This is a genomic window from Longimicrobium sp. (assembly GCA_036389135.1).
In the GTDB taxonomy this organism is placed as follows: Bacteria; Gemmatimonadota; Gemmatimonadetes; order Longimicrobiales; family Longimicrobiaceae; genus Longimicrobium.
Window position 1 is genome coordinate 1 of record DASVQP010000037.1, and the last position, 20128, is coordinate 20128.

The 20128-nt window shown below is 69.9% G+C and carries 18 protein-coding genes; 2 read left to right on the plus strand and 16 right to left on the minus strand.

Features of this window, described 5'->3' with window-relative positions:
• Positions 1-43: 43 nt before the first annotated feature.
• The 11 genes from VF584_08555 to lepA all read right to left on the minus strand — a co-directional run bounded on the left by VF584_08555 (position 44) and on the right by lepA (position 10508).
• Positions 44-1075 carry a YpdA family putative bacillithiol disulfide reductase gene (locus tag VF584_08555; GenBank protein HEX8210225.1) on the minus strand — a complete coding sequence of 344 codons (1032 nt, stop codon included), beginning with the start codon at positions 1073-1075 and terminating at the stop codon, positions 44-46.
• 94 nt (positions 1076-1169) lie between these two features.
• Positions 1170-2333: a PLP-dependent aspartate aminotransferase family protein gene (locus VF584_08560; GenBank protein ID HEX8210226.1), complete on the minus strand. Its 1164-nt coding sequence runs from the start codon at positions 2331-2333 to the stop codon at positions 1170-1172.
• A gap of 199 nt (positions 2334-2532) precedes the next feature.
• A complete protein-coding gene (locus VF584_08565; GenBank protein ID HEX8210227.1) occupies positions 2533-3102 on the minus strand; it encodes a hypothetical protein in 570 nt (189 codons plus the stop codon).
• Positions 3103-3125: 23 nt separating this feature from the next.
• Positions 3126-3602 (minus strand): peptidylprolyl isomerase, encoded by a 477-nt coding sequence (locus VF584_08570; GenBank protein HEX8210228.1) that lies wholly within the window; start codon positions 3600-3602, stop codon positions 3126-3128.
• A 25-nt stretch (positions 3603-3627) separates the two neighbouring features.
• Positions 3628-4569 (minus strand): ATP-binding protein, encoded by a 942-nt coding sequence (locus tag VF584_08575; GenBank protein ID HEX8210229.1) that lies wholly within the window; start codon positions 4567-4569, stop codon positions 3628-3630.
• Positions 4570-4691: 122 nt separating this feature from the next.
• Positions 4692-4964, minus strand: coding sequence for a DUF3303 family protein (locus tag VF584_08580; GenBank protein HEX8210230.1), 273 nt, complete (start codon positions 4962-4964; stop codon positions 4692-4694).
• Positions 4965-4973: 9 nt separating this feature from the next.
• Positions 4974-5936, minus strand: coding sequence for a carbohydrate kinase family protein (locus tag VF584_08585; protein ID HEX8210231.1), 963 nt, complete (start codon positions 5934-5936; stop codon positions 4974-4976).
• 176 nt (positions 5937-6112) lie between these two features.
• Positions 6113-7117 (minus strand): ROK family protein, encoded by a 1005-nt coding sequence (locus VF584_08590; protein HEX8210232.1) that lies wholly within the window; start codon positions 7115-7117, stop codon positions 6113-6115.
• 19 nt (positions 7118-7136) lie between these two features.
• Positions 7137-7979: a glycosyltransferase gene (locus tag VF584_08595; protein HEX8210233.1), complete on the minus strand. Its 843-nt coding sequence runs from the start codon at positions 7977-7979 to the stop codon at positions 7137-7139.
• An 8-nt stretch (positions 7980-7987) separates the two neighbouring features.
• Positions 7988-8659: an FkbM family methyltransferase gene (locus VF584_08600; protein HEX8210234.1), complete on the minus strand. Its 672-nt coding sequence runs from the start codon at positions 8657-8659 to the stop codon at positions 7988-7990.
• A gap of 49 nt (positions 8660-8708) precedes the next feature.
• Positions 8709-10508: a translation elongation factor 4 gene (gene lepA / locus VF584_08605; protein HEX8210235.1), complete on the minus strand. Its 1800-nt coding sequence runs from the start codon at positions 10506-10508 to the stop codon at positions 8709-8711.
• Between the two features lie 177 nt (positions 10509-10685).
• Here lepA and VF584_08610 point away from each other — a divergent pair, with 177 nt between their 5' ends.
• Positions 10686-12008 (plus strand): hypothetical protein, encoded by a 1323-nt coding sequence (locus VF584_08610; GenBank protein HEX8210236.1) that lies wholly within the window; start codon positions 10686-10688, stop codon positions 12006-12008.
• A 358-nt stretch (positions 12009-12366) separates the two neighbouring features.
• On the opposite strand, the gene VF584_08615 is transcribed toward VF584_08610, so the two are convergent.
• Complete coding sequence (locus VF584_08615; protein ID HEX8210237.1) at positions 12367-13950, minus strand: M20/M25/M40 family metallo-hydrolase; 1584 nt, start codon at positions 13948-13950, stop codon at positions 12367-12369.
• Between the two features lie 48 nt (positions 13951-13998).
• On the minus strand, positions 13999-15291 hold the full coding sequence (locus VF584_08620; protein ID HEX8210238.1) for a DUF4384 domain-containing protein: 1293 nt from the start codon (positions 15289-15291) through the stop codon (positions 13999-14001).
• A gap of 641 nt (positions 15292-15932) precedes the next feature.
• On the opposite strand from VF584_08620, the gene VF584_08625 reads away from it, so the two are divergent.
• A complete protein-coding gene (locus tag VF584_08625; protein ID HEX8210239.1) occupies positions 15933-18062 on the plus strand; it encodes a thiamine pyrophosphate-dependent enzyme in 2130 nt (709 codons plus the stop codon).
• 487 nt (positions 18063-18549) lie between these two features.
• Here the strand turns inward: VF584_08625 and VF584_08630 are convergent, their stop codons facing one another.
• The 3 genes from VF584_08630 to VF584_08640 all read right to left on the minus strand — a co-directional run bounded on the left by VF584_08630 (position 18550) and on the right by VF584_08640 (position 19797).
• Positions 18550-18927, minus strand: a complete 378-nt coding sequence (locus tag VF584_08630) for a hypothetical protein (protein ID HEX8210240.1) — start codon at positions 18925-18927, stop codon at positions 18550-18552.
• Positions 18928-19023: 96 nt separating this feature from the next.
• Positions 19024-19446, minus strand: coding sequence for a type II toxin-antitoxin system VapC family toxin (locus VF584_08635; GenBank protein HEX8210241.1), 423 nt, complete (start codon positions 19444-19446; stop codon positions 19024-19026).
• Between the two features lie 6 nt (positions 19447-19452).
• Positions 19453-19797, minus strand: coding sequence for a hypothetical protein (locus tag VF584_08640; GenBank protein HEX8210242.1), 345 nt, complete (start codon positions 19795-19797; stop codon positions 19453-19455).
• Between the last annotated feature and the right edge of the window lie 331 nt (positions 19798-20128).

Genomic DNA, 20128 nt, shown 5'->3' on the forward strand with positions numbered 1-20128 from the left:
CGCCCCTACGAGATCTGTGCAGCCCGGACTGCAGTTCTCCCCCTCACCCGCCCTGCGCCCCCGCAGGCGGGGGAGGGGGTCGGGGGGAGGGGGCACCCACCGCCGCCGCGATCAGCGGGCCGTGCAGCTTGCCGTTCTCGATGAAGATCTTGTTGGAGTCGTGCCCGCTCACCACCACGCCGGCCACGAACACGCCGGGGACGTCCGTCTCCATGGTGGCGGGGTCGTGCACGGGGATGCCCGTGAGCGCGTCAATGGTGACGCCGAGGGTGCGCAGGAGGCGCGGGTCGGGCTCGTAGCCGGTCATCGCGAGCACCCAGTCGTTCGCGAGCGTGGTGCGCTCGCCCGTCTCCAGGCTCTCGGCGACGACGGCGTCCGGGCGGATCTCGGCCAGGCGATGGCGCCAGAGGGCGGGGATCGATCCCTCGATGATCCGGTTCTCGATGTCGGGGCGCACCCACGGCTTCACGCCCCGGTCGATCCCGTCGAAGATGTGCACCAGTGTGACGCGCGCCCCCTCGCGCCAGCAGAGCAGCGCCGCATCGGAGGACGAGTTGCCGCCGCCGACCACCACCACGTCCTGGTTCCAGTACGGGTAGGGCTCGTCGAAGTAGTACTTCACCTTGGGGAGATCGGCGCCGGGGATCTCCAGGAGGCGCGGGTTGTCGTAGTAGCCGGTCGCGACCACCACGTTGCGCGCACGGTGGAGGTGCTCGCCGCCGCGTCCAACGGTGCGCAGCACGAATCCGCCGCCGTCACGCGTCACGTCGAGGACGTCCTCGTACTGGCGCACGTCCAGCCGGTAGAACTCCGCCACCTTGCGGTAGTAGCGCAGCGCCTCGCGTCGCGACGGCTTGTCGCCCGCGGTGGTGAAGGGGATTCCGCCGATCTCCAGCTTCTCCGGCCCGCTGAAGTAGGTGACGTAGGTAGGATGGTCCAGCATCGCCTGCGTGATCGCCCCGCGGTCGAAGTGCACGCAGCTCAGCCCAGCCTGCCGCGCCGCCACCCCCACCGCGAGCCCGCACGGCCCCGCGCCGATCACCGCTATGTCGTACTCGTCCAGCTGGATGCTCATCGCTTTTCGGTCTTGAAGTTCAGGGAACGCGCCGCGCGGCATACCCACAGCCGCACGGCGCGTTCCTGATTTTGCCTGTAACCTCCGCAGCGTCTCAAGCGGTGGCAGCCACCGCGCCCGCCGCCTGAAGCGCCTGCGCGAAGTCGGCGATCAGATCCTCCGGGTCCTCGATGCCGAGCGACACGCGCACGAAGCCGTCGCGGATCCCGTTGGCGGCGCGGTCGTCCGGGGTCATCGCCGCGTGCGATGTGTGGCGCGGCTCGGAGACCAGCGTCTCCACGCCGCCCAGAGAAGGGGCCAATTTGGCGAGCCGCAGCGCGCGCACGAATCGGGTCGCCGCCTCTCCCCCGCCCTCCACCTCGATCCCCAGCATCCCGCCAAAGCCGTCCAGCACCCGCGCCGCGAGGTCGTGGTCGGGGTGTGAGGCGAGGCCGGGATAGTGGACGCGGGCGATCCCGGGCTCGGCCTCGGCCCAGCGCGCGATGGTCATCCCGTTGGAATTGTGGCGCTCCATGCGCAGGGCGAGCGTCTTAATGCCGCGCTCCAGGAGCCAGCAGGCGTGCGGATCGAGCAGCGGACCCCAAACCCGTGCGCGATCCCGAACCGCCGCGATGCGCGCATCGGAGCCCACCAGCACGCCGGCGGTGACGTCGCTGTGCCCGCCCAGGTACTTGGTGGCGCTGTGCATCACCAGGTCCACCCCGTGCTCCAGCGGGCGCAGGTTGATGGGCGACGCAAAGGTGGCATCCACGATGACCGCCGCGCCGCGCTCGTGGGCCGCGTCGCTGATGGCGCGCAGGTCGAGGACGCGCAGGAGCGGATTGGAGGGCGACTCCCCCAGCACGACGCGGGTCTCGGGGCGGAAGGCGCGCTCCCATCCCGCCTGCGTGAGGTCCACGAACGTCGTGGCGATGCCCAGGCGCGACAGCTCGCGTTCCAGCAGCACGCGCGTCCCGCCGTAGATGGCGTGCGTCGCGACCACGTGATCGCCGGACTGGAGGCAGGAGAGGAGGGCGCACGCCATCGCCGCCATCCCGCTCGCCAGCGGGATCGCGTCATCGCCGCCGTCCAGCGCCGCGAGCCGCTCCGCGAGCGCCAGGTGGTTGGGCCCGTTCACATACCGGGTGTACAGCACCTCCCCGCCCGACGACGGATCGCCGTAGAACGTGGTGCTCGGGACGATGGGGTTCACCACCGGCGCCCCTTCTTCGGCCGGCGGCTCGCCGGCGTGCACGGCGCGGGTGGATGGACCGGTCATGGGAGTGCGTTAGTGCGTGAGTGCGTTAGTGCGCCCGTCCAGGCGAGCACATGCGCGGGTAGGGGCCGCCCCACGTGGCCGCCCGTGCTTTCCCTCGCGCTGACCCCTGCCACCGCGCACCAGTGCATGCGTACGCCCCTCCCCCAGGTTGTTTGGGGGGAGGGGCAGCGAGGAACGAGCGGGGAGGAGGCCTGCGCCCTCACCCCTCCTCCTCCAGCAGCGCCGACAGCGGCGACACAGTTCCATCCGGGTGCCGCACGATCACCCGCTGAAGCGCGAAGCCGGTAAAGGTGGCGGCGATGGCCTCCTCGGCCAGGCCGGTCTCCTCCACCAGCTCGCCGGCGGTGGCGCGGCCGCGGCGGGCGAGGGCGTCCCAGGTCACGCGGTGCACCGGGTTGGCGCCGCCCAGGAGGTGCACGTAGCCGGCGTCGTCCTCAGCGACCAACAGAAGGTCGTGGCGCTCGAGGACGGCCTCGATCGCCTCCACGTGGTGCTCCTGGACGCCGCGCACCACGAAGTACGCCTCGGCCGGACGCTCCTCCCCCAGGAAGCGGAGGAGGAGCTTGGCCACGATCTCGTCCGCGCAGGAGTAGTCCAGGATGCGGACCTGCGAGAAGTCGAGGATCGAGAGGCAGAGCGACGGCCCCACCTCCATCTCCGCGAGCTGGCTCTCCACGCCCGTGCGGATGGCCCGGCCGGTGGGCCGGGTCACCAGGTTGCTGAAGAGCGACGTCACCGAGCGGCGCGGCGCAAAGGGGTGCGGCTGCATGCGGAGAGCCTGCGGCCCCACCCTCAAGCCTGCGCGTCGTCGGCGACGGTGACGCGCTCCATCCGGTCGCCGGCGCGGATCTGGTTCACCACGTCCATCCCCTGCGTCACCTTGCCGAACACGGTGTGCACCCCGTTCAGGTGGCGCGTGTTGGCCTCGCTCAGCACGATGAAGAACTGGCTCCCGCCCGTGTTGGCCCCGGCGTGCGCCATGGAGAGCGCGCCCAGCTCGTGCTTGCGCGGGTTCCCCACCAGCTCGTCCTTGATGGTGTAGCCGGGGCCGCCGCTCCCCACGCCGCGCTCGTTGAGGCCCTTGGGGCCCTTGGTGATGGGGTCGCCGCCCTGCACCACGAAATCGGGGATCACGCGGTGGAACACGATGCCGTCGTAGTAGCCGTCGCGGATCAGCTTCTCGAAGTTCTCCACCGTGCCGGGCGCGTCCTTGTCGTAGAGCTCAGCGGTGAAGGTGCCCTTGTTCGTCTCAAAGGTCGCGGTCTTCATGGTTGCCTGTGTAGGAGGTGTGTTCTCAGGGGCGCGCGCGCAGGCCGGGGCGCGCGCGCGGCGCTTCGGAGGCCGGGGCCGCGGGGTCCTTGGCCGGCAGTACGATCAGGATCTGCGCGCCGGGAAAGGGCGCCAGGTCCTTTTCCATCGGCACCCCGTCGTCCCACTCCGGCACGTCGGCGATGCGGGCGGTGCCGCTGCGGATGGCGATCTTCCCTCCCCAGCGCCCCACCTTTTTGCGGATCTGCTTGAGCCCCTGCCCGCGCCCCGGATCGCGGAAGCGGGTGACGCCGTGGATGAACGCCGCCTCCAGCGCCGTCGCGTCGCCCCAGCGCTCGCCGAAGCGGGCGGAGTGCTCGCGCTGCAGCGACCCCTGGAAGCCGATCCCCAGGTCCATCACCGCGATCACCGCCACCCGCCGCCCCAACCTGCGCCGGCTCCAGTCGTACGTCTGGATGGAGACCCAGCCCGGTGCGTCCGCGTGCTCGATGATGTTCTGCGACACCTCCGAGAGGAGCATGCTGAAGCCGATGGCGTCCGCCCGCGAGTAGCCGAGCTGCTCGCTGAGGAGCGACGAGATGCGCCCCTCGTTCAGCACGTCGATGACGCCGTGGACGTCCTCGTGCGTGTCGATGACGGTAATCGGGAGGAGCACCGACGGCCCCTCGCGCCGCCCCTTGGGCACGTTGTGCAGTTCGAAGACGTGCTCGGCGGCCGAGAGGAACCCCATGCGCGCCAGGTACCCGGTGACCTCGGGCGCGGTGGGGAGGTGAAGGATCGGGCGCTGCTCCGGGGTGCCGTAGTGCTCGCCGACCGCCAGCAGCCCCACCATCCCGTACGGATCGGCGAAGCGGACGTGGCGTGCGTCCACCAGCAGGCGCTCTTCGCCCGCGCCTTCCGCGCCTTCCACCAGGCGGTCGAAGGCGTCGGAGTCCAGCGTCGGCGGAACTTCGAGCACGCGGGTCACGGGCGGGGCTTCAGGGCGTTCGGCATGCGGGCAAGATACCACGCGCCGCGGCGGGGTGGAAGGGAAGCGGGTGGGGAACTGCGGGGGAATGGGGAATGGGGAATGGGGAATGGTGTGGCCGGCTACAGCCGGGGAGCGACGGCGGCCCGCGCCTCGTCCGACGTCATCACCGGCCACACCTCGAACTCCACCAGGTCCTCCCAGCGCGAGATCCACTCGTCCAGGAGGGCGCGGTCGTCGCACTCCATCACCTGGAAGCAGCGCGCGAGGTCGTTCTGCACCCAGCTCGCCACGTATCGCAGCCCCTCTGGCGCGAGTCGTCCCTGCTCCGCGAAACGGCGGTACACCGGCACCGCGTCGCCCCCACGGAAGTTCTCGACGATCATGTAGAGCATGCGTTCGCCTCAGCTTCCTGCGAGGTGCTCGTAAAGCCCGCTCGCTCCGCGCACGCCCATCTTGCGCATCGCGGCGGCGTGCGCGGCCCCGGCGGCCTCGTCCCACCCCAGCCCGCCCGCGAGCGAGGTGAAGAACGTCGCCCCCCAAACGTCGCCGCATCCGGTGGGGTCGCCCGCGCAGGGGCGGCTCGGGTAGCGGCTCGCTGCCGGCCGGCCGGCCGCCTCGCCGCGCGACTGCGGCCAGCGGCGCGGATCGGCGGGGACTTCGGTGCCGCGCAGGATCGTCGCCCCCTCCGCGCCGTGCGTGACGGCCACAACGCGCGGGCCCGCGCCCATCAGTGTCGCCGCCGCATCGTCCGCTGATACGGCGGCGGGGGCGAGCATCCGCAGCTCGTCGTCGTTGAGCTGCACCGCGTCGTACGAGGCGGCCCAGCGCTCCCACTCCGGCAGGCGGCGCATCACGCGCGTCCCCGCGCCGGGGCAGCCCAGAAAGAGCGAGTGCAGGTCGGCATACAGCGGTCCGGCGAACTCCGCGCGCAGCCGCTCCGTCGCCTCCAAGCCGATCTCGAAGCCCGAGAAGTAGTTGACGTACAGCGCATCCAGGCCGGCCACGCGCGGCGCCAGCTCCTCCCAGGTCCACGCATCCACGCCGCCGGTCAGCCGCTCGCCGCGGCGCGCGTCGTCGGTGTAGCGCAGCTCCACGCGGTTGTTCGGCTCCGGCGCCGCCACCAGCGCCGACTCCGCGTCCACCCCCGGCAGCGCGGCGGCGAAGGCGCGGGCCTCGTCCACCAGGTCCGCCCCCACGCGCGCCACCGCCACGATCTCCCACCCGTGCGGACGTGCGGCGGCCGCGGCGGCCAGCGAGTACGCCAGCCCGCCCCAGCTCTCGAACGGCCGCCCCGCCGCCTGGTCCTCCAGCGTCCAGATGCGGTCCCACACGAACGTGCCGAGAACGCCGAGTCGCAGGGTCACGGGTGATCAGCCGTGGGAGAGGGGACGTGGGACCGGCGCGGATGAGCGGAGTCCGGCGCGGGTGATGGCACGGGACGTTGCCATGCAAGGAGATGCGTGCGTGCGCCCCTCCCCCAGGTTGTTTTGGGGGAGGGGCAGCGAGGAACGAGCGGGGAGGGGGCCCGCGATGCCCGCCCTCACATCGCCCCGTAGTTCTCCTTCTTGAACACCCCGGCCGCCCCCACCACCCCCGCCGTCCCCGGCAGCTCGGCGGGGACGATGCGGCAGCACTCCTGCGCGGAGCGGAAGGCGCGGCGGCGCACCTCGGCGATCAGCGGGACGAAGAGGTGGTCGCCCGCGCGCGTCACGCCGCCCGCGATCACCACCATCTGCGGGTTCAGGATGTTGATGATGCTCGCGACGCCCGAACCCAGGAACCGCGCCGTGTCCTTCATCACCTCGGTAGCGTACGGGTCGCCCAGGACGGCGGCCTCGTACACCGTGGCGGCGGTGATCTCGTCCAGCCTGCCGTCGACCATCTCCTCCAGCATCGACTCGGCGCCGGCCTCGATCCCCTCCATGGCGCGCAGCGCGATGGCGGGGCCGCTGGCGTACTGCTCCAGGCAGCCGTAGTTGCCGCACTTGCACTTGCGGCCGTTGCTGTCGATGGTCATGTGGCCGATCTCGCCGGCCACGTCGCTGCACCCGTGGTAGATCTCCCCGTTCAGCACGATCCCGCCGCCGATCCCCGTCCCTAGCGTGAAGCCGACGAGCGACTGCGTGCCGCGCCCGGCGCCCAGCCACCACTCGCCGTAGGTGGCGCAGTTGGCGTCGTTGTCCAGCGAGCAGGGGAGCTTGACGGCGTTGGAGATCAGGTCGCGCAGCGGGAAGTTGCGCCACCCCAGATTCGGCGTGTTGATCACCGTGCCCGTCTTGCGGTTGAGGGGGCCGGGCGAGCCGATCCCCACTCCCGCCACGGCCGCGCGCGTGGTGCCGTGCGCCTCGGCCACCTCCGCTATGGCGTCGTTCACCATGTGGACGATGCGGTCCACCACGAACTTGGCCCCGCGGTTGGACTCGGTGGGGAGCGTGCGCAGCCCCAGCACCTCGCCCCCCTCGATGGGCACCAGCCCCACGACGACGTTGGTGCCGCCCAGGTCCACCCCCACGATCCAGCGCTTCTCGGCCTTGTCCGCTGTCATGCGTGTCCTGATGAACGGTTCAGCGCAGCACGCGCAACGTAGGATCCGGAGCCAGCTCGGCGATTCCCTGCTCCGCGCGCACCAGCCGCTCGCGCGTGATGGCGTCGAGGATCGCGCGGTTGGCGCTCACCACCTCGGGGCGCCGGTAAGGACGGTCGTGGTGCAGGTGCAGCGCGACGGCGCGGTGGCGGATCTGCACCCCCCGCACACCCGCGTTCTCCAGGCGGTACCCCAGCGCCCGGTCCAGCCCGCCGTACCCCATCTTCCCTTCGAAGCCGTTCACCCGCAAGATCGCGTCGCGCCAGGTGGAGGCGTTGTTCCCGTGGAAGTGCGCCGCGGTGGGGGTGATCCGGTCGAACAGCGCCGCCAGCTTCGGCGAGCGCACCAGGCGCAGCGCGCGGCGCCCCGGTCTCCACCCCTGCGCCCACAGCCAGCGCAGCTCGGATACCCGCCCCGAGGTCACGTCCTCCACGCCGATCCGCTCGCTGACGTCCGCCGGGAGCTTGAGGTAGCCGCCTGCGAGGTAGCGCCCCGGCCGCGCCAGCGCACGGTGCACCTCCACCACGTCGCGGCGCGGAATGCAGTCGCCGTCGGTGAAGAGGAGGTAGTCGCCGCGGGAGGCCACGATGGCGCGGTTCAGGATCTCCGTCTTCCGAAAGCCGCGGTCATCGTGCCACACGTGCACGATGTCCATCTTCGACTCGGCGCGCACGCGGCGGATGAGCTCCGCGGTTTCCGGGCCGGACCCGTCGTCCGCCACCACCAGCTCAAAGTCGCGATCGGTCTGAACGGCGTATCCCCAGAGGACGCGCTCCAGGAAGTGCGGCTTGTTGTAGGTGGAGACGATCACCGACAGGCGCATCGCCGCCCTTACCGCGCCGCCGGAGTGCAGAGCAGCTCGCTCGTCGTCCGCACGTCGTCGCCCAGAATGGGCCGGCAGGCGTACCCCGCGCCCTCCAGGAACGCCAGGCAGGCGCGGTGCACCTCCGCCCCGTGCGTGGAGAGAAAGAGGACGGGGCGGTGCCGGGCCAGCGTGTCGCGGGCGCCCTCCAGCACGGCTCCCTCCGCCCCCTCCACGTCGATCTTGACCGCGGACGGCGCGATCCCATGCTCCGCGCAGAAGTCGTCCAGGCGCACCGTCCGCACCTCCACCGTCCCGTCCGCCGAGAGGTGCCCCGTCCCGCTCCCGCTTCCGAAGCCAAAGCGCGCGGTGCCGTTCGCGTCTGACACCGCGGCCTCGGTCACGCGCACGTTCGCGAGTTGGTTGATCTCGGCATGGCGGCGCAGGAAGGTGGCGTTGGTGGGGTTCGGCTCAAAGGCCCACACCGCGCCCCGCTCACCCGCCAGCACGGCCGAGAGCACGGTGTAATAGCCCACGTGCGCGCCCACGTCCAGCACCGTGGCGCCGGGGCGGACGTGCTCCTCGAACAGCCGCGTCTGCTCCGGCTCGTAGCTGCCGCCCAGGATGCGCAGGATCTTCCCGCGGCTGGCGGGGAGCCACCAGCGCCCCCGCAGCCGCCCGCCCACGATCGGCAGCCTCATCGCCACCGCGCCGGGACGCACTCACGCACTTCCGCACTCACGTACTCCCTCATTCCCCAACCCGCAGCACGGCCAGGAAAGCCTCCTGCGGGATCTCCACCGTCCCCACCTGCTTCATCCGCTTCTTGCCCGCCTTCTGCTTCTCCAGGAGCTTGCGCTTGCGGGAGATGTCGCCGCCGTAGCACTTGGCGGTCACGTTCTTTCGCATGGCCGAGATGCTCTCGCGGGCGATGACCTTGTTGCCGATCGCCGCCTGGATCGCCACCTCGAACATCTGCCGCGGGATCAGCTCCTTGAGCTTCTCCGCGATGTTGCGCCCATACTCCTGGCTCTTGTCGCGGTGGATGATGACGCTGAACGCGTCCACCGGCTCGCCGTTGATCAGCATGTCCAGCTTGACCAGCGGGTTGGCGCGGTATTCGGAGAAGTCGTAGTCGAACGACGCGTAGCCGCGCGTGGCCGACTTCAGCTTGTCGTAGAAGTCCAGCACGATCTCGCCCAGCGGCAGGTCGTACGTCAGCTCAACGCGCTGCGGATCGGGGTAGCTCATCCCGCGGAAGTCCGCGCGCCGCTCGTGCGCCAGCCTCTGCACCCCGCCAATGTAGTCCGCGGGCACCAGGATGCGCGCGGTGACGTACGGCTCCTCGATGCGCGCGATCTTGGTGGGATCGGGGAGCGCGGAGGGGCTCTCCACCCAGCGGTCCTCCTCGTCCGTCATCACCACGTGGTACTTCACGTTGGGCACGGTGGTGATGATGTCCAGGTCGAACTCGCGCTCCAGCCGCTCCTGGATGATCTCCATGTGCAGGAGCCCCAGGAAGCCGCAGCGGAAGCCGAAGCCCAGCGCCAGCGACGTCTCCGGCTCGTAGGTGAGCGAGGCGTCGTTGAGCTGCAGCTTGGCGAGCGCGTCGCGCAGCTCCTCGTACTGCTCGGTCTCCGTGGGGTAGATCCCCGCGAACACCATCGGCTTCACCTCCTGGAAGCCGGGAATCCCCTCGCCCGCCCGGTTGTCCGCGTCGTAGATGGTGTCGCCCGAGCGCGTGTCGGCCACGCGCTTGATGCCGGCGATGATGTATCCCACCTCGCCCGGCCCCAGCTCCTGCAGCGGTTGCCGCCCGAGCTGCAGGTACCCCACCTCGTCGATGGGATACTCGTTCTCGTTGGCGCCGAAGCCGATCCGCATCCCCTTGCGAAAGGTCCCGTCCACCACGCGCACGCTGGGCACGGCGCCCAGGTACTTGTCGTAGTACGAGTCGAAGATCAGGGCGCGCGGCGGCGCGTGCGGGTCGCCCGTGGGCGGCGGCACGTTGCGCACGACCGACTCCAGGATCAGGTCGATGCCGATCCCGGCCTTGGCGGAGGCGAAGATCACCTCCTCCGGATCGACGCCCAGCAGCTCCACGATCTCGTCGCGGCGGCGCTCCGGCTCTGCCCCCGGCAGGTCGATCTTGTTGAGCACGGGGATGATCTCCAGCCCCGCGTCCATCGCCAGGAAGAGGTTGGAGAGCGTCTGCGCCTGGATGCCCTGCGACGCGTCCACCACCAGGATGGCGCCCTCGCAGGCGGCCAGCGAGCGCGACACCTCGTAGGTGAAGTCGACGTGCCCGGGGGTGTCGATGAGGTTCAGCTGGTACTGCCGGCCGTCCTTTGCGCCGTACAGCATGCGCACGGCGTTCAGCTTGATGGTGATCCCGCGCTCGCGCTCGAGGTCCATCGAGTCGAGCACCTGGGCCTTCATCTCGCGCTGCTGGAGCGTCCGCGTCGTTTCCAGCAGCCGGTCGGCCAGGGTGGACTTTCCGTGGTCGATATGGGCAACGATGCAGAAGTTGCGAATGTGCTCTATCAGCACGATGCAGGTCCCGTCATGGTAAGCGTTTGTCGTAGGATGAGATCGCGTACAAGCTACCCAATCCGGGGGGCGATAGAAAGGGCGCACCTCCGTGTGACAGTGTTCCGGCCCGGGCGCCGATCTTGCCCTTTCGCGCTCTCAACCCTGCCGTAAACCCAACTCCGCACGAGCAGACACATGCATTTTACCCGTTTGATGGCATCCTGCGCAGCCGCCGCCGCGCTGGCGTCCCCCCTTTCGGCCCAGCTCGCCACCACCCCGCGCGCCCTGGGGATGGGCGGCGCGTACGTGGCCGTGGCGCGCGGCCAGGAAGCCCTCTTCCAGAACCCGGCGAACCTCGCGCTCCCGGGCAACCCGCACGCTTCGGCCGCCGCGCCGCAGGTAACCCTCGGCGCCACGATCAACGGCCTCACCTTCGGCGACCTCAACGACCTGCGCGCCTTCGACGAGCTCGACGACGATCGGCGCGCCGACATCCTGGGCCGCATCCCTGACGAGGGCACCGCCGCGGAGGTCGACATCCGCGTCCCCGTCTTCTCGATGTCGTTTCGCCGCGCCCTCTTCGGCGTGTCGTACAACCTCACGGGGCGCCACGGCGTCTCCCGCGACGTGGTGGACCTGGTGCTGAACGGCGTGCAGCAGTCGCGTCTCCTGGGCGTCAACGCCTACGACGACGACGCCATCCTCAGCCAGTCGCAGGGCTTCCGCGCGTCGTACCTGGACTTCGCGGCCGGCTACGCGCACCGCGTGGGCCCGGTGAGCCTGGGCGTCACCGGCCACTACCTGCGCGGCAACCGCATGGTGCGCTCCGGCGCGGTGGGCATCGACACGGTCCTCTCCGTCACCGCCCCCGACATCCGCGTCACCTACGCCGGCGTGGGGCGCGAGGGCGCGAACGGCTTCGGCCTCGACCTGGGCGCCGCCATCCAGCCGTCCCCGTCGCTCACGCTGAGCGCGGCGGTCGCCAACGTCGTCAACACGCTGGAGTGGAAGGGCGATCCGGAGATCCGCTCGATCGTCCTCAGCCGCGAGAACTACCGCACCGGCGATCCGGACCAGCTCCGGAACGACTACGCCGCCAGCGCCCGCCCGCTCTCCGAAGCGGACCCCGTGCTCGCCGCCCGCGCCAGGGGCCTGGCCGACGACCTGGACGTCGGCACCACGCTCGCCCCCGTCCTGCGCCTGGGCGCCGCCTGGGAGCCGCGCATCGGCACCACGGTGGCCGCCGGGTACCAGGGCGAGCTCTCCGAAAGCCGCCTCGGCGGCCCCTGGGACCGCTCCCTCGGCATCGGAGTGCAGCACAAGATCCCCATCGTCACCCTTCGCGCCGGCCTCTCCACCGACCTGGACAGCGGCACGATGCTGGGCGGCGGCCTGTCGCTGGGCCCGCTCCACCTCGGCGCCGCGCGCCTCACCGGCAGCTCCGAGGGCAACTCCGGCCAGAGCGGCTGGCTCTTCACCTTCGGCTTCGGCGGCCAGACGAACAGCCGGATGAACTGAGGGCGCGGGCCGCGGGCCCCCTCCCCCGCTCGTCACCTCGCGGCCCCTCCCCCAAAACAACCTGGGGGAGGGGCGTTTGCGCAGATTCCATCTTTTCGCACAGATCCCGTAGGGGCGCGATTCATCGCGCCCGCCCTGGCCCCCACCTCGAGCGCCGCCCTTCACACCAATACCGGTAGGGGTAGCCCTGCGTGTCTGCCCACCCTTGGCCCCACCGCGACCCCCGCGCCCTCCGCACCAACACGCGTACGGGCCGCCCCACGTGGCTGCCCGTGCCCGCCCCCGAACCGCCACCCGCGCATATAAAAGGGGAGAGGCGCATCGGCCTCTCCCCCTTGTTTGTCCCACCCCGCCAACCCTACCGCGTCATCGCGCGCACCGCCTCCAGCCCCTTGGGATCCCAGCGCGGGCGATCGGCGGCGTTGGCGATCTCGGTGGCCAGGTACAGCACCATCCGCGAGATGCGCGCGGCCTTGTCCGTGTCGATCTTCTCGACGTGGTCCGACGGGCGGTGGTAGTCCGCGTGCACGCCGCTGAAGAAGAAGATCGACGGGATCTCCTTGCGGGCGAAATTGTAGTGGTCCGAGCGGAAGAAGAACTGCTCCTCCGGCCACAGGTCATCCGAAAGCGTCAGGTGCAGCTCCGGGTGCGCGGCCTGGACGCGGTCGGCGAGCGCCCCCAGCGACGAGTAGTCCTTGCCGATCACCACCACGCTGTCCGGGTTGTTGCGTCCGATCATGTCCACGTTCACGTTCGCCACGATCTGCGCGAGCGGGATCGTGGGATGCTCCGAGAACCACTCCGACCCCAGCAGCCCCTTCTCCTCGCCGCTCACGTGCACGAAGGCGATGGAGCGCTTAGGCCGGTCGCGCATCATCGAGAGCGCCTGCGCCACCTCCAGCAGCGCCGTGGTCCCCGAAGCGTCGTCATCCGCGCCGTTGTAGATGGAGTCCCCGTTCACCGGCTGCCCCACGCCCACGTGGTCCATGTGCGCCGAGATCACCACGTACTCGTTGCGCAGCACCGGGTCGCTCCCCGGCACGATGGCGATGACGTTGGGCGCGCGCCCGCGGTCCAGCTCCTCCTGCGGAAGCGCCAGAGTGGCCATGACCCCCGCCAGCGGCGCCGGGCGGAATCTCGCGGCGGCCCCGCGCGTGGCCAGCGTCGCCAGCGGCGTCCCGGCGCCCGCGAACATGCGGGTGGCGGCCTCGTGCGTCATCATGAACTGCGGATACGCGATCTCGCCGCCCAGCGTGCGCCCACCGCGCGTGGCGGGCGCGGCGTACTTGGCGATGCTGTCCGCCGTCCAGCTCGCATCCAGCACGTGCACGATCGCGGCGGCGCCGGCCCGCTGGGCGGCGGCGCGCTGGCGGGTGCGCTCGCGGCGCCAGTCGCGGTTGGAAATGCCCGGCAGCGAGACCACCACCACGCGGCCGGTCATGGAGCCCGCGGCCAGCGCGTCGTCGGCGCCGCGGCCGGCGTACACCATCGCCGCGGATGCGATGGGCTGCTGGGTGCCGCCCAGCGCGAAGAAGTCGCGCCCGTACTGCAGCGTCTGCGGCGCGCCGCGCCCGGCGATCTCCATTCGCGCCCCGGCGGCGCTCAGGCGGCGCATGGGGTACGGGTACCACTGGTAATACGAGCCGCTCTCGCCCCCCGGCTGCAGCCCGAACAGCCGGTGCTGGTTGACGAGGTACGACGCCGCGATCTCCAGCTCCGGGCTGGGCGTGTTGCGCCCGCGCAGGAAGTCCGACGCCAGAAACTCGATGCGCGAGTACACGTCGGCCGGGGTGATGGTGGCCGCGGCCTCCTGGAGCGACAACGTCCCCGCCAACAAAGGCGGAGCGGCCGAACCCTGCGCGGTGGCGTGCGGAACGGCCAGCGCCGCGCTGGCGACGAGCGCCAGCGCGGCGGAAAGGACTGCGGACGGGCTTCGATTCATCTGCCGGGCCTGGTGAGGGATGTGGCGGGCCTCACCGGGCCCGCCTGCCTACTCCGTCGGAGGCCGGACCCGGGGGGCCGACGGACGCGAAGGAGCGTTGTCGCTGCTGGGCTGCCGCGCCGGGGGCGCCTCGCGGCGCGTCTCGGTGCGCCGCTCAGGCGGGGGTTCGCGGCGCGTCTCGGTCCGCGGCTCCGAGCGGGGCTCCGGGCGCCGGCTCTCGCCGGACGGCGACGGCTCCGGCGAGCGGCGCTCAAAGGTTGGGCGCTGGCGCTCCGGCCGCACTACCCGCGGCTCCTGCTGCTGCGCCGGCTCGCCTTCGCGCTGCGTGTACGAACCCGCTCCGCGGGAGGCGGGCGGCGCCGGGCGACGCGAGTAGCCGCGGCTCTCGTCGCGCACCTCGGTGCGCTCCTTGTACCCGTGCGTGGGCTGCGTGCGGCGGTACCGGTCGTCGTAGTACCCGTTGCCGTAGTAGCCGTTGTTGCCGTAGTACCCGTTGCCGCCGCGGGCGTAGTACACGCGCCGGTCGCCGCGGTAGTAGCGCGTATCATAATAGTACGGCACCTGCACGAGCAAAACGCGCACTCGGTCGCAGCTGTCGTAGTACACGCTGCGGCTGGCGTACCACGAGCCGTAGCTGTCGTAGCAGGCGTAGCGCGGGTGCGTGTAGCGGCGGCCCACGTGATACGTGTAGTAGTCGCTGTCGTGCTCGCCGTAGCCCCAGTCGCCCACCAGCATCCGCTCGTAGCGGTCCATCGCGCGGAACGGGTCGCCGTAGACGTTGTAGTTGGGGTCCCAGCTCCCGACGCGGCGGTAGTGCAGGTCGCGCAGCACGCGCTCGTCCAGCGGCTCATTGGACGCCACGGCGAAGATGTAGCCGATTCCGTACCCGCCGCGCATGGAAACGTACTGGCTGCCGCGCGGCCTTACGCTGTACGCGCGCCCGCCGCGTAGGTACCCATCGTCGCCGGGCTGGCTCGGGTAGAGCACCTCGACGTTCCCGTCGGTGTCGATGTGGAGCACCGCCACGTACGCGTCGCGGTCGGTGCGCACGAGCACGCGCGACCGGTCGCCGACGCGGTAGACGTCGCGGTTGCCGTCCATCCAGACGCGAACGCCGGGACGGTAGTCCTGGTCATAGCGCCCGTACTGTTCCTGGCGGCGGTCGCCGGATTGGTACGACGCGCCGGCCTGCATCAGGGCGGGCGGCTGGAGCGGGCCAAGGTCTTCCGCGGTCGAGCGGTCGAAGCTCTGAACGGCCCGGCTGGTGTCCGCGACGGATGCCGCGCCTTCGGAGGCTCCGAAGGCAAGGAGGGCGAACGCCGCGAGGAGGGTGGTACGCATCTGAGTGTATCTCCGGTTGGGCGGGAAGCTGCACTGTTCATCGAGCAATCCGCGTTCCCGCCGCCGCCATAAATCCAAGTGATTTTACGATAACGCCTTACGCCCGATCGCACCACCCGCCGCCCCCGTCCCTTGTCCCCGCGCGTGGACGCCCGTTCCCGCGCAGGGGACGGAACGGCGGGGAATGGGGAAATGGGGAATGGGGAATGGACGGACGCCGTGCTTCGGCAGGCGCCCGTGCACGCGACCACCCCCTCTCCCCGGCCCTCTCCCCCGCAAGCGGGGGGAAGGGTGCACACCGCCTGTGCTCATGCTACGCTCCGTAGGGGCGTGATTCATCACGCCCGCCCTCTCCCCACCTCGACCCGCTCGTCCGCCGGCTGTCCCCTGTCCCCTGTCCCCCTGTCCCTGTCCCTGTCCCCTGTCCCCTGCGATTCCCCATTCCCCATTCCCCATTCCCCATTCCCCATCCCCCATCCCCCATCCCCCATCCCCCATCCCCCATCCCGCCGTCCCCTCCCCTGGCCCCGGATGTGCTTCTCGAATATGTTCTTTGCCCCCGGTCCGCCTCCGCGGCCGGACGCGGCGCGTGCCCCTCCGGCGCCGGCGCGCAACGACCCAAAAAGGAACGCCTGCAACCGATGGCGACCACGACCAAGAAGAAGCCCCGCACCGAGGAAGCCGCGCTCGATCGCGACACGCTGCTCGGCTTCTACCGCACTATGCTGCTCTCCCGTCGTCTCGACGACAAGGAGATCCAGCTCAAGGGGCAGAACAAGATCTTCTTCCAGATCTCCGGCGCGGGGCACGAGGCGATCCAGGTGGCCGCCGCCGCCCATTCCCGCCCGGGCTACGACTGGTTCTACTTCTACTACCGCGACCGCGCCTTCTCGCTCGGCCTGGGGATGACCGCGCTCGACCACCTCCTCCAGGCCGTCGGCGCCGAGGCGGACCCCTCCTCCGGCGGGCGGCAGATGCCGTCGCACTGGGGGCACAAGGCGCTCAACATCGTCTCCACCTCGTCGCCCACCGGCACGCAATTCCTGCAGGCCGTGGGTACAGCCGAGGCGGCGATGCGCGCCCGCAAGCTGGGTGAGCCGCTGGTGGAGACCACGGGCGCAAAGGAGGACGAGGTCGTCTTCGTCACCACCGGCGACGGCACCACCTCCGAGGGCGAGTTCTGGGAGAGCCTCAACACGGCCTCCAACCTCAAGCTCCCCGTCGTCTACATCGTCGAGGACAACGAATTCGCCATCTCCGTCCCGGTGGAGGTGAACACGGCGGGCGGCAGCATCTCCCGGCTGGTGGAGTCGTTCCCGGACCTCCTCGTCATCAACTGCGACGGCACGGACCTGGTGGACTCGTACGCCGCCATGGGGCGCGCGGTGGAGTACGCCCGCACGCGTCAGGGCCCGGCGCTGGTGCACGCCAAGGTGATCCGCCCGTACAGCCACTCGCTGTCCGACGACGAGCGGTTCTACAAGACGGAGGTGATGCGGAACGAGGAGGCCAAGCGCGACCCGCTGGTGCGCGCCGCCAAGCTGCTGGTGGACGGCGGCCTGGCCACGCAGGACGAGCTCGCCCGCATCGACGCCGAGATCAACGACGAGGTGCAGCGCGCCACCGACGAGGCGCTCGCCTCGCCGCAGCCGGCGCCCTCCACGGCCATGCTGTACCTCTTCTCGCCCGACGTGGACCCCACGGCCGAGCAGTTCGACACCGAAGACGACCCGCGCTTCACCGGCGGCGAGACGACGATGGTCGACCTGATCAACGCCACCCTCAAGGACGAGATGCGGCGCGACCCGCGCATCGTCGTCTTCGGCGAGGACGTGGCCGACGTCTCGCGCGAGGAGATGATCAACGACGTCAAGGGGAAGGGCGGCGTCTTCAAGGTCACCGCGGGGCTCCAGCGCGAGTTCGGCGGCACGCGCGTCTTCAACTCGCCTCTCGCCGAGGCCAACATCATCGGCCGCGCGGTGGGGATGGCGGTACGCGGGATGAAGCCGGTGGTCGAGATCCAGTTCTTCGACTACATCTGGCCGGCGATGATGCAGATCCGCGGCGAGGTGGCCACCATGCGCTACCGCTCCAACAACGCCTTCGCCTCGCCGATGGTCATCCGCACCACCTACGGCGGCTACCTCAAGGGCGGCTCCATCTACCACTCGCAGACGGGCGAGTCGATCTTCGCGCACTGCCCCGGCATTCGCGTCGTCCTCCCGTCCAACGCCATCGACGCCGCGGGGCTCCTGCGCACGGCGATCAGGTGCGAGGACCCGGTCCTCTTCCTGGAGCACAAGCACCTGTACCGCCAGGTGTACAACAAGGGGAAGTATCCCGGCCCCAACTTCATGATCCCGTTCGGCAAGGCCCGCACGGTGCGCGAGGGGACGGACGTGACGGTGATCGCCTGGGGCGCGCTGGTGCAGCGCTCCGTCGTGGCCGCCAAGCAGGCCGAGGACCAATTCGGGATCTCCACCGAGGTCATCGACATGCGCACGGTGAGCCCGCTGGACATGGAGGCGGTGGCCGCGTCGGTGAAGAAGACCAACCGCCTGGTGATCGCGCACGAGGACTCGCTCTCGTGGGGGATCGGCGCCGAGGTCGCGGCGCGCGTGGCGGACGAGCTCTTCCCCTGGCTGGACGCGCCGGTGAAGCGCGTGGCTTCGCTGGACACCTGGGTGGCCTACGCCCCGCAGGTCGAGCGCGCCATCCTCCCCGAGCCCGAGGACGTGCTCAAGGCGATCCAGGAGATCAAGGCGTTCTGACCGTATCCTGATCATTTACAACGCCCCGGCGGCCGTATGGCTGCCGGGGCGACTTGCATTCACCGCCGGTTCCAGAGATTCAGGATCTGGATACCACGGTCGCGGAAGTGACGCTCGTTTCGGGTGACGAGCACTATTTCGTGAATGACCGCGGTGGCAACCAGAATCCCATCCGGAACGCTCAGCTCGCGACCCGCGCGGCGTGCTCGGTCGGCGATTCGTCCCCAGGCCCTGGCAACCGGCACGTCACCGGGAGCACTCGTTCTTTGTATTCTGCTGGGATCTCTTCCAGCCAGCGAATCAGGTAAGTGCGCTTTGCACCGGGTTCCAGTTTCGAGGCCCCTTTCTGAATCTCGCCCAATGTAATCGTGCTGAGTGCGAGGTACTCCGGGGGAAGTTCATTGATCCACTGGGCTACGCGCGGGATCCGGACGCGGCTTGGTGCTGTCGGAGACCACGTTGGTGTCGAGAAGGTAGCGCATCGGTTTTAGCCGGCCGCGTTTGCGGAGAGGTCCTTTTCTTTTCCGCACGCACAGCAGCCCCGGTGGCGGTCCTCCTCCCTCATCCGCTCGAAGTAATCTCCAGGCAACTCTCCATCTTCGTACACCTCGTGGGGCGGCAGATTCTGCAGATGATCCCACGCGCTCTGCTCGCCCTCCCGCAGCTGGCGGGGTACCGGCGGGGTTTCCCCCAGCGCGAGCAACCGTTGGTGGGCCAGCACCAGGCGGTAATGATCCGCCTCGCTGATGACCACGACCGCCGTGCGATCCGGTCCAAGAACCGTCTGCGGAGCGTTGGCGAGAGCGCGGTGCATCACTTCGCCGAACCGCTTCTCCGCGTCTTCTGATTTCCAAAAATCCATCATGTAGCCTCCTCGGTTCAAATCAGACTCGCGTCCATGCGCGAAACCTGGTCCGGGTGATGGTGGTTGCCCCCGCGGCTGTAAGCTCACCGGCACATGTCACCGTTTCCAGGGGTTCAGGATGTCGACGCCGCGCTCACGGAAGTGACGTTCGTTGCGCGTGACGAGCACCAGCTCGTAAAACGCCGCGGTCGCGAGCAGCAACGCGTCGGGTATCGCCAGCACACGACCTGACCGCTCGCTCTCGGCCAAGACTCGCCCCCATGTTCTGGAGACCGCGATGTCCACCGGAATCGCGCGGTCGCCGAACTTTTCGAGCACCCATTCTTCCAGCCACCGGGCCAGGGTCGCGCGCTTCCTGCCGATGGCCAGCAAATAGATACCTTTCTCTATCTCGCCCACGCTGATCGTGCTGACCACAAGGTCACCAGGGGATTGGCGCAGAACCCATCCGGTTACGCGCGGGTCAGGATGCGGCCGATTCAACTCGGACAGCACGTTCGTGTCGAGGAGGTAGCGCACGAGGGTTCAGTCCGCAGCATCCACGTTGCGGGCGCTCTCCGTCCGCCTGACGCAGCATTCGCAGTTGCGCGACGCTTCCCGTGATCGTTCCAGCCAATCTTCGGGTAGGTCGCCGTCCCGGATAGCCGCCGCGATCGGCGAATTCTGCATGATCTCGATGAGTTCTTTCCCACCGAACCCGCGAACCGAGTGAGCAGGCATCCGTTGAACGAGCCGCTGGTACTCCGTCTCGGTTAGCACCACCACCGCGCTTCGCCTGCGGCTCACCACGCGCTGCGGCCCGCCGGTGAGCGCGTGTTCCACCACCTGGGCGAACGTCACCGCTGCGTCCGCGAGATTCCAGTTCCTCATGCGCTCCCTCCAAGTCCCGAGGCATGTCCACTCCGTTCGGTTTCGAAGGTAATGCAGCGGAAGTCAGGAGTGCAACGGGGCGCAGAAAGCGGATCTCCTGGTGTCGCAAGGAGATCCGCACCTTGGCGCCACGGGTGGAGCGCGTTGAACAACGGTGTCTCGTCCGGTGCTCAACCGAGCGTGTCGGACGCAGGAATACACCGAGGCGCATCGCGGCCAGCGCTTGAGCGGCTGCAGGGTTTCGGTGTGAAGAGTCCGAGACGGGGGAACACAGCCGGTTCGCGGGGTGGCGCGACGGTGGCGGCTGAGGCGGGGCGGGCGCATTTCCTGC

Excerpts from the sequence above, each read along its gene's own strand:
- VF584_08555 (HEX8210225.1), bottom strand. The coding sequence starts at position 1,075 with ATGAGCATCCAGCTGGACGAGTACGACATAGCGGTGATCGGCGCGGGG.
- VF584_08560 (HEX8210226.1), bottom strand. The coding sequence starts at position 2,333 with ATGACCGGTCCATCCACCCGCGCCGTGCACGCCGGCGAGCCGCCGGCC.
- VF584_08565 (HEX8210227.1), bottom strand. The coding sequence starts at position 3,102 with ATGCAGCCGCACCCCTTTGCGCCGCGCCGCTCGGTGACGTCGCTCTTC.
- VF584_08570 (HEX8210228.1), bottom strand. The coding sequence starts at position 3,602 with ATGAAGACCGCGACCTTTGAGACGAACAAGGGCACCTTCACCGCTGAG.
- VF584_08580 (HEX8210230.1), bottom strand. The coding sequence starts at position 4,964 with ATGCTCTACATGATCGTCGAGAACTTCCGTGGGGGCGACGCGGTGCCG.
- VF584_08590 (HEX8210232.1), bottom strand. The coding sequence starts at position 7,117 with ATGACAGCGGACAAGGCCGAGAAGCGCTGGATCGTGGGGGTGGACCTG.
- VF584_08595 (HEX8210233.1), bottom strand. The coding sequence starts at position 7,979 with ATGCGCCTGTCGGTGATCGTCTCCACCTACAACAAGCCGCACTTCCTG.
- VF584_08600 (HEX8210234.1), bottom strand. The coding sequence starts at position 8,659 with ATGAGGCTGCCGATCGTGGGCGGGCGGCTGCGGGGGCGCTGGTGGCTC.
- VF584_08610 (HEX8210236.1), top strand. The coding sequence starts at position 10,686 with ATGCATTTTACCCGTTTGATGGCATCCTGCGCAGCCGCCGCCGCGCTG.
- VF584_08615 (HEX8210237.1), bottom strand. The coding sequence starts at position 13,950 with ATGAATCGAAGCCCGTCCGCAGTCCTTTCCGCCGCGCTGGCGCTCGTC.
- VF584_08620 (HEX8210238.1), bottom strand. The coding sequence starts at position 15,291 with ATGCGTACCACCCTCCTCGCGGCGTTCGCCCTCCTTGCCTTCGGAGCC.
- VF584_08625 (HEX8210239.1), top strand. The coding sequence starts at position 15,933 with ATGGCGACCACGACCAAGAAGAAGCCCCGCACCGAGGAAGCCGCGCTC.
- VF584_08630 (HEX8210240.1), bottom strand. The coding sequence starts at position 18,927 with ATGATGGATTTTTGGAAATCAGAAGACGCGGAGAAGCGGTTCGGCGAA.
- VF584_08640 (HEX8210242.1), bottom strand. The coding sequence starts at position 19,797 with ATGAGGAACTGGAATCTCGCGGACGCAGCGGTGACGTTCGCCCAGGTG.